Origin of the sequence: Kitasatospora acidiphila (assembly GCF_006636205.1) — a bacterium.
GTDB lineage: Bacteria > Actinomycetota > Actinomycetes > Streptomycetales > Streptomycetaceae > Kitasatospora > Kitasatospora acidiphila.
This window is the reverse complement of record NZ_VIGB01000003.1, coordinates 887,444-900,581: the sequence shown is the minus strand read 5'-3', so window position 1 is coordinate 900,581 and position 13,138 is coordinate 887,444. Positions and strand designations below refer to the sequence as shown.

Annotated in this window: 13 protein-coding genes; 8 read left to right on the top strand and 5 right to left on the bottom strand. The window is 71.9% G+C overall.

All coding sequences use genetic code 11. The annotated features are described in order from the left end of the window. Window positions 1-104 precede the first annotated feature (104 nt). The 3 genes from E6W39_RS04930 to E6W39_RS04920 all read right to left on the bottom strand — a co-directional run bounded on the left by E6W39_RS04930 (window position 105) and on the right by E6W39_RS04920 (window position 2,511). On the bottom strand, window positions 105-479 hold the full coding sequence (locus E6W39_RS04930) for an RNA polymerase-binding protein RbpA (protein WP_101384134.1): 375 nt from the start codon (window positions 477-479) through the stop codon (window positions 105-107). 253 nt (window positions 480-732) lie between these two features. After that, the gene (locus E6W39_RS04925; RefSeq protein WP_141632440.1) at window positions 733-2,301 is read right to left on the bottom strand and encodes a hypothetical protein; all 1,569 of its coding nucleotides are present in this window, start codon (window positions 2,299-2,301) and stop codon (window positions 733-735) included. Between the two features lie 15 nt (window positions 2,302-2,316). Further along, window positions 2,317-2,511 carry a hypothetical protein gene (locus E6W39_RS04920; RefSeq protein WP_101384136.1) on the bottom strand — a complete coding sequence of 65 codons (195 nt, stop codon included), beginning with the start codon at window positions 2,509-2,511 and terminating at the stop codon, window positions 2,317-2,319. A gap of 192 nt (window positions 2,512-2,703) precedes the next feature. Between E6W39_RS04920 and E6W39_RS04915 the strand changes: the two genes are divergently transcribed. The 4 genes from E6W39_RS04915 (at window position 2,704) to E6W39_RS04900 (ending at window position 5,698) form a co-directional block, all read left to right on the top strand. Further along, a complete protein-coding gene (locus E6W39_RS04915) occupies window positions 2,704-3,192 on the top strand; it encodes a GNAT family N-acetyltransferase (protein WP_141632439.1) in 489 nt (162 codons plus the stop codon). A 233-nt stretch (window positions 3,193-3,425) separates the two neighbouring features. Next, window positions 3,426-3,677 carry a hypothetical protein gene (locus E6W39_RS04910; RefSeq protein WP_141632438.1) on the top strand — a complete coding sequence of 84 codons (252 nt, stop codon included), beginning with the start codon at window positions 3,426-3,428 and terminating at the stop codon, window positions 3,675-3,677. Between the two features lie 29 nt (window positions 3,678-3,706). Beyond that, entirely contained in the window at window positions 3,707-4,342 is a 636-nt protein-coding gene (locus E6W39_RS04905) for an acyl-CoA thioesterase (RefSeq protein WP_181799101.1), read from the top strand. A gap of 102 nt (window positions 4,343-4,444) precedes the next feature. Further along, complete coding sequence (locus tag E6W39_RS04900; RefSeq protein WP_228717973.1) at window positions 4,445-5,698, top strand: alanine racemase; 1,254 nt, start codon at window positions 4,445-4,447, stop codon at window positions 5,696-5,698. 32 nt (window positions 5,699-5,730) lie between these two features. Here E6W39_RS04900 and E6W39_RS04895 read toward each other — a convergent pair whose 3' ends face one another. Continuing rightward, on the bottom strand, window positions 5,731-6,606 hold the full coding sequence (locus E6W39_RS04895; RefSeq protein ID WP_141632436.1) for an SGNH/GDSL hydrolase family protein: 876 nt from the start codon (window positions 6,604-6,606) through the stop codon (window positions 5,731-5,733). A gap of 115 nt (window positions 6,607-6,721) precedes the next feature. Then, complete coding sequence (locus E6W39_RS04890; protein WP_220140165.1) at window positions 6,722-7,606, bottom strand: hypothetical protein; 885 nt, start codon at window positions 7,604-7,606, stop codon at window positions 6,722-6,724. Between the two features lie 518 nt (window positions 7,607-8,124). Here E6W39_RS04890 and E6W39_RS04885 point away from each other — a divergent pair. The 4 genes from E6W39_RS04885 to E6W39_RS04870 all read left to right on the top strand — a co-directional run bounded on the left by E6W39_RS04885 (window position 8,125) and on the right by E6W39_RS04870 (window position 13,109). Beyond that, on the top strand, window positions 8,125-9,771 hold the full coding sequence (locus E6W39_RS04885; RefSeq protein WP_141632435.1) for an APC family permease: 1,647 nt from the start codon (window positions 8,125-8,127) through the stop codon (window positions 9,769-9,771). A gap of 79 nt (window positions 9,772-9,850) precedes the next feature. Next, complete coding sequence (locus E6W39_RS04880; RefSeq protein WP_141632434.1) at window positions 9,851-10,684, top strand: SAM-dependent methyltransferase; 834 nt, start codon at window positions 9,851-9,853, stop codon at window positions 10,682-10,684. A 128-nt stretch (window positions 10,685-10,812) separates the two neighbouring features. Continuing rightward, a complete protein-coding gene (locus E6W39_RS04875) occupies window positions 10,813-12,072 on the top strand; it encodes an esterase/lipase family protein (RefSeq protein WP_141632433.1) in 1,260 nt (419 codons plus the stop codon). Window positions 12,073-12,086: 14 nt separating this feature from the next. Continuing rightward, the gene (locus E6W39_RS04870; RefSeq protein ID WP_141632432.1) at window positions 12,087-13,109 is read left to right on the top strand and encodes an alpha/beta fold hydrolase; all 1,023 of its coding nucleotides are present in this window, start codon (window positions 12,087-12,089) and stop codon (window positions 13,107-13,109) included. Window positions 13,110-13,138 lie beyond the last annotated feature (29 nt).

The window sequence follows — 13,138 nt, the reverse complement described above, 5'->3', positions numbered from 1 at the left end:
GTGTCGGGTAGCGAAGCCGAGCAGCACCAAGCCGAAGCCGAGCAGCACGAAGCCCTGGGGCCCGATCACCGGATCGGGCCCCAGGGCTTCGTGGTTGGCCTGGGTCAGGCGCTCTTGCGCGTGTCCCGCGGGTGCACCGCGAGGTTCATACCACCGGAGCGGAGCACGGCCAGCCGCTCGGCCAGCACCTCCTCCAGCTCCTCCCGCGTCCGGCGCTCCATCAGCATGTCCCAATGGGTCCGGGTCGGCTTGGTCTTCTTCTCTTCCGGCTCGTCGCCGTCGAGCAGGACGGCCTCGGTGCCGCAGAAGCGGCACTCCCACACCGAGGGGATCTCCGCCTCGACGGAGAAGGGCACCTCGAACCGGTGTCCGTTCTGACATGCGTACTCGACGGTCTGGCGCGGGGCCAGATCAATGCCACGGTCGGTCTCGTAGCTAGTGGCGCCGAGTCGCGTGCCTCGGAGAGCTCGCTCGCTCATGAATCGTGCCTCCAGGGCTTATGGCCCACAGGACTAGTTGGGGTCGCTGTCTTCGTCGTTCGGTCAACGCTCGGCCGTCGACGAAGATTCCCGTCCGGGACGTGCTCGTCTGTCGTGCCGCCCCTGTTTGTACCCATCTCCGTCCGATTTGTCACATCTAGAGTGGGATATCACCCTCAGTGTTGTGAAATTCGCACCGCGTGACGGAATCGGCTTTTCGCGCTGCCCATTTGTCCGAGTGCTGAGCGTGCGTTCACCGCAGCGGGGCAGGACGGGCCGCCTTCCGCAGATCCACCGGCGCGGCCGACCGGTGCTCGGGCAGCGGCGGGGCGGCCGCCTCGATCCGGCTGTCGTGGTACGGCAGCAGGGCGATCACCGCGTCCCGCAGCCGGGCCGGCGCCTCCTCGTCCAGCGGGTCCACCGTCGCGGGAACCTGCAACCGGACCGGGGCCTGGCCGCCGACCCGGGCGTACCCGCGGCCGGGCGGGGCCTGCGCGGCGGGCGCGATGTCCAGCGGCATGCCGAGCGCCGCGGCCAGCTCGGACGCCGGGTGGTCGCCCAGCACCACCCGGGCCCGGCTGATGGCCCGCAGCGTCGGCGACAGCCGGGCGGCGGCCTCGACCGCCTCGACGGTCACCACCGTGACCCGGGCGGCCCGGCCGTGCCGCAGCGGCACCTCCAGCAGCCCCTGCGGATCCGGTCGGCCCTCCGCCTGGGCCAGCTCGGACAGCTCGGTGGGGTGGTCGAGCAGCAGCCACAACGGGCGCAGTGCCTCCTCGGGGGCCGGGTCGCCGCGGTGGCGGGCGGCGCTCAGCACGGCCAGCCGCCACTCGGTCTCCTGGGCCGCCCACTCCAATGCGGCCACCGCCCCGTGCAGGCTGGTCTCCACGGTGTGCACGCCGGGCCGGTTGACCAGGCAGGCGTGGTCCCCGGTGCCGGCGCCGTCGATCACCAGCAGCTCGCCGTGGGTCAGCGCCTGCAGGGCGATGGTGCGCAGCAGCGTGGAGGTCCCGGAGCGGGCGCTGCCGAGCGCCAGCAGGTGCGGCTCGGCGGAGCGCGGGCCGGTGCGCCAGACCACCGGCGGCCGGTGGCCGGGCTGGCCGCCGTGGGCGACCGGGATCCGGCGCTGGGTGGCGTCCGGGTCGGTGAAGCCCAGCACGATCTCGCCGGGTGCGGTCACCCAGGACTGGGCCGGCACCTCGACCGGCAGCGGGGCCAGCGCGGTGACCCGCAGGGTGCTGCACTCCTGGTCCCAGTCGAAGCGGTACTCCCGGGCCCGTCCGGCCTTGCCCTGCACCACTTGTTCGATCCGGGACCGGGCGGCGGACTCGGTGTCGGTGAAGTAGGCGGGGTAGCCGATCTCCAGGGTGCTGAGCCGGCCGTCGGGGTCGAAGGACCAGCCGTCGAAGGCGTCCCGGAAGCCGCCGTCGGGGCGGTAGAGCGGGGAGAGGTCGTCGGGGGCGGCCAGGTACGGGGTGAGCGCGGCGTAGAGCGCGGGCAGCTTGACCTCGGCCGGGTCCGGTGCCGGTTCGGCCGGCGCCTTGGGATGCCGGCCGATCCAGGCGGCACTGCCGATCAGCGCGGCCACCGCCAGGATCGGCCCGTGCGGCAGCAGCACGACGCCGACCAGCGCCGCGACGGCGAGCAGCGCGGTGGGCCCGCGCTTGTCCCTGGGGGTGGCCTGCCAGCGGGCGGCGGTCCAGCCGGCGTGCCGCCGCAGGCCCCGCCCGATCAGGGTGAGCGGGGAGAACATGTCGGCGGCGTGGTCCCCGGCGGTGCGGGCGAAGTCCCGACCGCGGGTCAGATGACGGGTGACGGACATGGTCGGACGGGGCCCTCAGAACTTGATGCCGCCGAGCAGGCCCGCCAGGCTGGCGCCGCCGGCCTGGATGCTCGGCGCGATCGCGGTGCCCGCCAGGTAGAAGCCGAAGAGCGAGCAGACCAAGGCGTGCGAGACCTTGAGCCCGCCCCGTCTGAAGAAGACGACGGCGATGGTGCCGAACAGGACGATGCTGGAGATGTTCAGGATCACGGGACTGCTCCTCGGTGCGGCGGGCCGGGCGTCACTGTGGTGATGATGTGACGGATCGTTCCAACATCGTGACAAAAAGTAATAGATGACGGAATGAGGCAAACGGGTGATTCTGGCCCGCTCTATCCGCCGAGGGCGGGGGCCGCATGAAACTGATCATCAGATGACCTGCTCACCGTATGCTTGGCGGCCATGGAGCTTCGTATAACCGGCTACGACCACCCCGACGCCATCACCCTGACGGAGGCGGTCCAGCAGGAGTACATCGCCCGTTACGGCGGGATCGACACCACCGAGATGAAGGCCGAGCACTTCACCGCACCGCTCGGCGTCTTCGTGGTCGGATATCTGGACGGCGCGCCGGTCGCCTGCGGCGGTTGGCGGGCGAAGGACGGCGACTACCCGTATCTGCGGGACGGCGATGCCGAGCTCAAGCGGATGTTCGTGGTCCCCGGGGCGCGCGGCCGGGGCCTGGCCCGAGCGCTGCTGCGGCACCTGGAGGAGAGCGCGGTCGCGGCCGGCCGGCGCCGGGTGGTGCTGGAGACCGGCACCGAGCAGCCGGAGGCGGTGGCCCTCTACCACTCCGAGGGCTATCTCCCGATCACCAAGTTCGGCGTCTACCGGGACGCGCCCGAGAGCATTCACCTCGGCAAGGAACTCGGGGACCCAAGTCAACACTGAAATGCTGACAGTCCGCCGATCGGCTGGTCACTTGACTGACGACGGTGAATTATCCGTACTCCGGACGTGGGGTCATGTCACCCCTGGGTGGATGAACGGCGAATCGGGCACTCGGGCTGGGTTAGCGTCGTGCCCGCTGGCGGCACCCGGGCATTCGGGCGCCGCCCTTCCCTGCTAACCGCTATTCCCCCCAGGAGAACCCTGTGCACGACAATTGCCCGCCGGAATGCAGCGTGGTCGCAGCCGACAGTCTGCGGCTCGCGGTCGGCGCGCTCGACGCTTTCTCCGCCTGCGCCGGCGCGGCGAACGTGGCCGGGCGGATCAGCGTGGTGGTCGAGCTGTGCGAGGCGGTGGACCGGGCACTGGACTCGCTGGTGGTCCGGATGGCGGCCGAGGCGGCCGAGGAGGGCTGGACCAGCGGCCACATGCGTGAGGCCGCCCCCGCCTACCACGCCCGGCTGCAGCGCGCCCTCGCCCTGGCCTAGTGGCGACCGCGATGACCACGATGACCACGATGACCACGATGACCGCGGAGCAGCGGCCCGCCGGGACGGCCCGCCGCAACGCCCATGTGCTGTGCTGCCCTACCCGGTGGAGCGACGTCGACGAGAACGGGCACATCAACAACGCCCGGCTGGTCGGCTACATCCAGGAGGGCATCTACGACCTCTTCCACCACCATGCTGCGGCCGTTCGGGAGTCGCTCTTCCCGGCCGGCTTCCTGATCGCCCGGCATGAGATCGACTACCTGGAGCAGCTGCACCACCGGCCCGAACCGCTGCTGGTGCGGCTCACGGTGGAGCGGCTCGGCCGCAGCTCGGCACACGTGCGGGTGGACGTGTGCCGCGACCCGTTCACCTACATGACGGCCCGTACCGTCGTGGTGGCCCGGGACCGCGACTCCGGGCGGTCGCGCCGGCTCACCCCGGCCGAACGCCTGTTCCTGGCCCAGTACATGACGGAGGTTCACCTCGCCGCGATCGAGCGGAACGCACCGCCCAGGATCACGCCCAACGCGATGCCGCAGCGCCAGCCCGACCAGCCGACGGACCGTCAGCTGACCGCTCATCAGAGCGGCGGCCAGCCGCGCGGCCAGTCGCGCAAGGTGCCGGCTCCCCGTTCGGGCAGTCGCGGGCTCTGCCGGATCTGACCCGTGCCCCCGGGGGGTGCCGGCCTCGGTGCCCCCGACCCGGCCGGCCGCCGCATGCTACAACTGTGGCTTCAAGATGCGGGCAGAGCGGGAGGTGTCGGGGTGGACCGGGCGAAAGTGGCGGAGCTGGCGGCAGAGCGGATCGACTGGCGCTTCAAGGCGCTGCCCTCCTCCGCCTGGGGCCGCACGGTCGCGGAGTACCTGGCCGGCGGGCCGACCCTGGACGACTTCGGCACCCCGCTGCTGACCCTGGACCAGGGCGCGCTCGACCACAACCTGCGGACCATGGCCGACTGGAGCGCCCAGGCCGGCGCATGGCTGGCCCCGCACGGCAAGACCACCATGGCCCCGGCTCTCTGGCAGGCCCAACTGGACGCCGGCGCCTGGGCCATCACCCTGGCCAACCTCTCCCAGCTGCACGTTGCCCGAGCCTTCGGCGTCCGCCGGCTGGTGCTCGCCAACACCCTGCTGGATCCGCACGGACTCGCCTGGCTGGCAAGGGAGTTGGACAGCGATCCGGAGTTCTGGTTCGTCTGCTGGGTGGACTCGGTGGCCGCCGTCGAGCAGATGGACCGGGCGCTGCGGGCCGCCGGAGCGCAGCGCCCGGTGGACGTCCTGGTCGAGGTCGGCGGACCGGGTGGCCGCACCGGCGTCCGCGACCTGGACACCGGGGCCGCCGTCGCGCGTGCCGCGGCAGCCGCCCCGACGCTGCGGCTGACCGGACTGGGCGGTTACGAGGGGGTGCTCGCCCATGACGCCGGACCGGCCGCGCTGGCAAAGGTGGAGCGCTACCTGCTGGCCGTGCGGGAGCTGCACGCCCGGCTGCGCGACGAGCAACTCCTCGACCAGGCCGAGCAGGTGCTGCTGAGCGCCGGCGGCAGCAGCTACTTCGACCAGGTGGTGGAGCTGCTCGGTGCCGTCCCCGGCACCCGCCTGGTGCTGCGCTCCGGGGCCTACCTGATCCACGACGACGGCCTCTACCACGGCCTGTCGCCGCTCGCCCGGGGCGCCGGCGGCAGGCCGCTGCGAGCCGCGATGCACGGCTGGGCCAGGGTGCTCTCGCATCCCGAGCCCGAGCTGGTCCTGCTGGACGGCGGCAAGCGGGACTTCCCGTTCGACGAGGGCCTGCCGACCGTGCAACGCACCCGCGCCGGGCGGCCGTTGACCGGTACCGTGACCGGGCTCAACGACCAGCACGCCTATCTGCGCGGCAGCACCGCCCGGATCGGCGAGGTGGTCCGGCTGGGCCTGTCGCACCCCTGCACCGCCTTCGACCGGTGGACCATGATCCCGGTCGTCGATGACGCCGACGCACCGAACCCGCGCGTGGTCGACCTGGTGCGGACGTTCTTCTGAGGGCCGGCCCCGCGCGGTGCGGGGCCAGCGGGTCAGAACTTCGCCAGGAAGGCGTCCGCCATCACCTGGTAGCCGGTGTCGTTGGCGTGGATGTCGCCGCGCGACATGTTGGTCCACTCCATGATCCGGGCCACGTTCAGCGGCACCTGCTGTCCGCCCAGGTCGACCGGCGGCAGGAAGGAGTTGGTGCTGAACGCCCCCGCCACGTCCGCGGTCGGCACCCCGTGCGCCCAGTCCTGGAACTCCAGGGCGGCGTTGAGGGTGTCGGCCAGCGGCACCGACACGGTGGCCAGCACCTTGCCCTGGTCACCGGTCATCCAGGCGGCCAGGAACGGGTCGTAGAGGTTCATCCCGACGAGCCGGGTGTGCGGGCCGGCGGCGGCCTTGAGGCGGTTCAGGATGGTGCCCAGGTCGCGGCCGGCGGTGGCGATGCCGGTGGCGGCGCAGCCGGCGTTCAGCGAGCCGCCCTCGGCGCAGCCGTCCACGTTGTTGGCGCCGATGTCCAGCGTGACCACCAGGTCGTCGCCGTGGTGGGCCTTCAGGTAGCTGACGGCGGCGTCGATCTGGGCGCCCTGGAAGGTGTGCGGGTAGGGGCAGCCGCCGTTCAGCATCGAACCGGTGGTCTCGCCCGGGCAGCCCAGGTCGGTGAACGAGAAGTCGCGGCCCGCGGCGGTGGCCCGCTGCTGCAGGGTGCGGGCGATGTCCTGGGCGTAGCCGTGGCCGACCTCGTTGCCGCCGCCGGGCAGCGTCTGGTAGCCGGCGGCCAGCGAGTCGCCGAGCGCCAGGTAGTAGGTGTGCTTGGCCTCGTTCGCCGAGGCCGGCCCGGCCGCCAGGCCGAGCAGGGTGGCGCCGAGGACGGCGACGCCGGTTGCCGCGCGCAGGCGGCGGCTGACTGCGGATATGCGCATGGACCCTCCCAGGGCACCCGCGCGTGACCCGGGTGGTCGCGCGCGAGTGGGACCCGGTGAGGTTACTAACTGGTAGAGGTCATGTGAACAGTCGGGGCACCAGTGGTCGCGGCGGTCAGCTCTGCGGGATGGCCACCAGCCCGAGCGCCGCCAGGTCGGCCAGCGGCTCGGCGATGCTGCAGGTGCCGAAGGAGGTGAACACGGCGCGGACCGCCGCCACCTGGTCGCCGGTCAGCTTGGTCAGCTCGGCCGCGATGCCGTCCCCGTCCCGCCGCGCCAGGAGCGCCGCCAGCTCCGGGTGCTCGGCGCCGCCGAGCGCCGCGTGGGTGGCCAGCAGCAGGTTGAGGAAGCCGTGGTGCGCGAAGCCGGTGGCCGGGTCGTCGTGCCGCAGCGCGTGGTGCAGGCCGGCGGTGAACTTGACGGCCACCTTGCGGTAGACGGCGCCGTAGAGGAAGGAGGCCAGCTCCAGCTCGCCGGGGAAGGCGGCCGCCGCAGCGCCGCCGGTGCGGAACTTGGCCCGGTACGGGCCGCCCTCCAGCTCGTCCAGCGCCAGCAGCAGTTCGTCGCCCCGGGGGAGCTCGATCGCGGTCGGCGCGGCGGGCGCGTACTCGGGCAGCAGCTGTTCGAGCGCGGCGCGCACCCGGCGCACCCCTTCGGGGGCCGGTACGTCCCGGTCGGCCAGCACCTCGATGCCGGCGATCCGCAGCCGCGGGTCGCCCGCCACGGCCCGCAGCGCCGGCTCCAGGCCCGCGCTGCCGTCCGGCACGATCAGCCCGACGGCCAGCTCGCCGTCTCCCAGCTCCGCGCCGAGCGCCCCGATCCGCCCCGCGCCGCACAGGAACGGGCCCACCAGGTCGGCGTACCACGCGGTGCGGTGGGCCCGGTGGGCGGGCACGGCCTCGGAGAGCGGGAGGTCGCCGGGCGGGAAGATCGCCGCGTCGTCGCAGAGCCCCGCGAAGAGCGGCTGGATCACGCTCGGGGAGGCCTGAGGGGTCGTCATCGGGGCTCGTCCTTCTCCGCTCACGGGGGCACGCCGATGTGCCCCCTCGGCCTGAGCCTGCCGCAGCCCGGCGGGCCGGGGCAAGAGGGGCACCGCTGCGGGGCCGGACACGCCGCCGTTCGGGTGACGATCCGACCAGTGCCATCCGGACACCGGTGTCCGATATTCGAAGGCCTACGCCTCAGTAAGCAGACGATATGAAGGGGACGGCGCCTTCGGAGAACGCATCGCGACCGGGGGGAGCGGAAAGCTCAAAAGAAGCTCAACCGTTAGCTGAGAGGATCCTCAGGGGATCCTCAGATATTCAGGCGGATTCTGCGGGTGTGTAAGTGGTCAACTGCCTTGGCGGCGCTGACCTGCGGTGATCTCAGCAGCTGGACAGCTGATGCGATTAGCCAATTCCCGTGCTAGCTGCCCTCGGAACATAACTATTCGGAACACGGGTCTTTGCAGATCCCTAATCGACCGCTAGCGTTCACCGCACTCTCACCCGCCATCATTGAAGAGGGTCCCCACACATGGCAGTTGTTGACAAAATAGCGTCGTCCGGTACTGGCACCGGTAACAAGCTCCGCCGGGACATCGGCCTGATCGGGCTGCTCTGGGCCTCGGTCGGCTCGATCATCGGCTCCGGCTGGCTGTACGGCGCGAAGAACGCAGTGGTGGTCGCCGGTCCCGCGGCCGTCATCTCGTGGGGGATCGGGGCCGTCGCCATCGTGCTGCTCGCGCTGGTCCACGCCGAGCTGGGCGGCATGTTCCCGGTCGCCGGTGGCACCGCGCGCTACCCGCACTACACCTTCGGCGGCCTGGCCGGCATGAGCTTCGGCTGGTTCTCCTGGCTGCAGGCGGCCACCGTGGCGCCGATCGAGGTCGAAGCCATGATCGGCTACTCCAGCCACTTCGGGAAGTTCTTCCAGGACCTCCAGAACACCAACGGCACGCTGACGGCCACTGGCTTCGTCGTCGCCGCCCTGCTGATGGCAGTCTTCGTCGCCGTCAACTTCCTCGGCGTGCGGGTACTCGCCCACACCAACAGCGCCGCCACCTGGTGGAAGATCTTCATCCCGCTGCTGGCCATCTTCGTGCTGGCGTTCACCCACTTCCACGCGTCCAACTTCACCTCGCACGGCTTCATGCCGTTCGGTGCGAAGGGCGTGCTCGGCGCGATCAGCACCAGCGGCATCATCTTCGCGCTGCTCGGCTTCGAGCAGGCCATCCAGCTCTCCGGTGAGAGCAAGAACCCCAAGCGCGACATCCCCCGTGCCGTGCTCGGCTCGGTCGCCATCGGCGCCGTGATCTACACCCTGCTGCAGGTCGTCTACATCGGCGCGATCCCCGGCGCCAGCATCGTCAAGGGCTGGGCCAACCTGGACTACGCCGGCATCAGCGGCCCGTTCGCCGGCCTGGCCACCGTGATCGGTCTCGGCTGGCTGGCCTGGGTGCTGTACGCCGACGCGGTGATCTCGCCCGGTGGAACCGGCCTGATCTACACCACCTCCACCTCCCGGATCTCCTACGGCCTCAGCAAGAACGGCTACGCCCCGGAGCTCTTCCAGCGCACCGACAGCCGCGGTGTGCCGTGGTTCGGCCTGGCGATCTCCTTCGTCACCGGCGTCGTCTGCTTCGCGCCCTTCCCGAGCTGGCAGCAGCTGGTCAGCTTCATCACCTCGGCCAGCGTGCTGATGTACGCGGGTGCCCCGCTGGCCTTCGGCGCCCTGCGCGTCCGCAAGCCGGAGATGCACCGCCCGTACCGCCTGCCGGCCGGTGAGGTCATCGCCCCCGTGTCCTTCGTGGTCGCCAGCCTCATCATCTACTGGTCCGGCTGGGACACCCTGTGGCGCCTGGGCGTGGCCATCGTCTTCGGCTACCTGCTGCTCGGCGGCTACGCCTGGTACGCGACCGTCAAGAAGCTGCCGAACGCGCCGCGCCTGGCCTTCAAGGCCGCGCAGTGGCTGCCGGTCTACCTGATCGGCCTGGGTGTCATCTCCTACCTGGGCGGCTTCGGCGACACCGCCAAGAACGTCATCCCGCTCTGGTGGGACATGGCGATCGTCACGGCCTTCTCCGTGGGCATCTACTACTGGGCCCGCGCCGTGGCGCTGCCCGCCGAGGAGATCGACCGCAACATCTCCGACGTCGAGGTGGTCGACGAGGGCGGCCACTGACACACCGTCCGCTCAGCTGATCGCCGCCGGCGCCGAACTCCTGTCCGAGTTCGGCGCCGGCCGCGTTAGCATCCGCCGCATGAGTAAGGAACAGATCCCCGACGGGGTCGGTCGCACCGCGATCGGTGTGGCCCGGGTGCGGGCCCACGAGAGCACCCGCCGCGACCGCCTCTTCAACGACCCCTACGCGGCCGCCTTCGTCGTCGCCGACGGCCGCCGCGACCTGGCCGTCACCGCCAAGCCGTCGCCGGGGCTGATCGCGATGGTCCGCCATCTGGTGCTGCGCACCCGTTTCTTCGACGACTACCTGGTGGCCGCGGCCGAGTCCGGCTGCCGCCAGGTGGTGGTGCCGGCGGCCGGCCTGGACACCCGGGCCTTCCGGCTCGACTGGCCCGCCGGCACCCGGTTCTACGAACTCGACATGCCCGCCGTGCTGGCCTTCAAGGAGCGGGTGCTCGCCGAGCAGGGCGCCCAGCCGGCCGGCCCGCGCACCGTGATCGCCGTCGACCTGCGCGAGGACTGGGCCACCGCGCTGACCAGGGCCGGCTTCGATCCGACCGCGCCGACCGTCTGGCTGCTGGAGGGTCTGCTGGTCTACCTGGACTCCGACGACGTCGAGGCGATCCTGACCACCGTCACCGAGCTCAGCGCCCCGGGCAGCCGGCTGGCCCTCACCCACGGCCTCGGCAACCGGCGGCAGGCCCCCGAATCGCACGCCCCCGAGCACGCGGCCGCTGAACTCACCGACGTGGTGGCCCTCTGGCGCGGCGGCCTGAACGAGGACCCGGTCGCCTGGCTGGACTGGCACGGCTGGCGGGCCAGGCGCAACGACCGCGCCGAGATCGCGGTCGCCGTGGGCCGCGGCGCCGACTACGTCACCTCGCAGCGCAGCTTCGTCACCGCCGAGAGGTAGGTGGCGGCCGGGCACACAGCGAGCCGCCCGCCCGGTGTGGCCCGCCCACATGGAGGCCCGAGCGGCGCGCGCCTAACGTGTCGGGGCGCGGGCCGACGGGGCCCCGGGGCGAAGGGAGTTGACGCGGCGTGCGGGTACGACAGCGAGTGCTCACGGTGGTGGTGGCGGTGCTGCTCGGTGCGGTCGGGCTGGCCCGCCCGGCAGCGGCCGCCACCCCCTCCTACCTGACGATGGAGGCCAACTACACGACGGTGGCCAACGGTTGGGACCATGTCGAGCGCTACCTCGACACCACCACCGGCTTCCACCAGGAGCAGTACCCTCCGGACGGCCACGGCGACCAGGACGGCCAGCGCCTCACCTTCTTCGGCGGCGTCAAGGAGCCCTACTCCGGGCGGTTCCTGCTCTACTCCGCGCCCGGCTGGAACACCGGATCGCACCAGGTGCCGGTGCTGCTGGTGCACGGCGCCAACGACAACCCGGACCGCGCCTGGGCCAACCCCGGCGAGTCCGGCGGCTACGGCTGCGGCGCCGCCGGCTGCCCCAGCACCGGCCTGATGCAGTACCTGGCGGCCCGGGGCTACCGGGTGTTCGCGATCGGCTTCGCCCACAAGCAGGGTGACAACCTGATGCAGGCCCAGGAGGTCGGCGACGCCATCGCGCTGATCAAGGCCAAGCTCTCGGTCCCGCAGGTCGACCTGATCGGCTGGAGCAAGGGCGAGATGTCCGCCCGGGCCTACGTCTCCTCGCTCAAGCCCTCCTGGGGCCGCCCCTACGCGGGTGACGTGCGCAAGCTGATCACCCTGGGCGGACCCAACGCCGGCTACGACTACCCGTTCGCGCACGGCTGGGCCCATGACTTCTCGATCTGGCCGGAGTGCGGCGGCCAGATCAACGCCCCTTCCCCGCACCTGCACATGACCTGCTACGGGACGTACACCGCGCACCCCGAGTTCTCCTTCACACCCAGCGGCGGCCATGACGACTACCCGGGCCAGCGGCAGATGCTGGCCCGCTGGGACGGCACCTTCGGCATCGACCAGACCCAGCAGGACTGGTACACCACCTACTACGGCGGCCAGGGCTTCTACACCGACGGCGGCGGCATCCAGGCCGCGATCGACGCCGGCTCGCTGGTCGCCCCGCTGCAGGCCGCCGGTGTGCCCGCGAGCGTGCAGACCTACCTGCTGGCCGGCGGCACCCCCAGCGTGCTGGGCATCTACAACGAGAACCGCGGCCCCAGCGACGGCGTGGTCTTCGAGGCGAGTGCCCTGGACACCACCGGCATCGGCACCGTCGCCGGCACCGCGCTGATCGCCGGCGCCAACCACCTGGAACTGGGCTGGGACAGCGCGGCCAACGCGCAGGTCGCCGGCTGGCTCAACTGAAGGACAAGCCACACGTGATAACAGACCGGCTGGTCACCACACCCAGGCTGACCGTCAACTGCGCCGAAATCGACGGCCGTTCGGGCGAACCCGTGCTCTTCGTGCACGGCAACGTCTCCGCCGCCGCCTTCTGGCACGCCACCATGCGCGAACTACCGGACCGCTACCGCCCGTTGGCCCCCGACCTGCGCGGCTTCGGCGCCACCGAGCCGCTGCCGGTGGACGCCACCCGGGGAGTCCGCGACTACAGCGACGACCTGCTCGCCCTGATCCAGACCCTGGCGCTCGGCCCGGTCCACCTGGTCGGCTGGAGCATGGGCGGCGGTGTGGTGCTCCAACTGCTGCGCGACCACCCGGCGTCGGTCCGCTCGGTGACGCTGCTCAACCCGGTCTCGCCGTACGGCTTCGGCGGCACCCACGGTCCGGACGGCGTGCTCAACTCGCCCGACGGCGCGGGTGCGGGCGGCGGTGGCGCCAACCCCGAGTTCGTCCGGCTGCTGGCAGCCGGGGAGCCCGGCGCCGACTCGCCGCTCGCCCCGCGCTCCGTGCTGGACTCGGCCTACGTCAAGCAGCCGCTGGCCGACCCCGACAGGTACGTCGCCGCCATGCTCACCACCCGCTGCGGGGACGACCACTACCCGGGCGACAGCCGACCCAGCGAGGCCTGGCCGGGCTTCGCACCGGGTGACCGCGGGGTGCTCAACTCGATGGCCCCGACCCACTTCCGGCTCGACGACCTGCACCTGGTCGACCCGAAGCCGCCGCTGCTCTGGGTGCGCGGCGCGGACGACGTAATCGTCTCCGACACCTCGCTCTTCGACCCGGCCCACCTGGGCGCGCTCGGCGTGCTCCCCGGCTGGCCCGGCGCCGAGCGGTGCCCGGCCCAGCCGATGGTCACGCAGACCCGGGCGGTGCTGGAGCGCTACGCCGCGGCCGGCGGCCGGGTGCGCGAGCTGGTGGTGGCGGGCGCCGGGCACAGCGTGCAACTGGAGCGGCCCGCGGAGTTCCTGGCCGCGCTGCTGGACCACCTGGGCTGACACACGTCGAGCGGTCCCCGGCGGGGGAC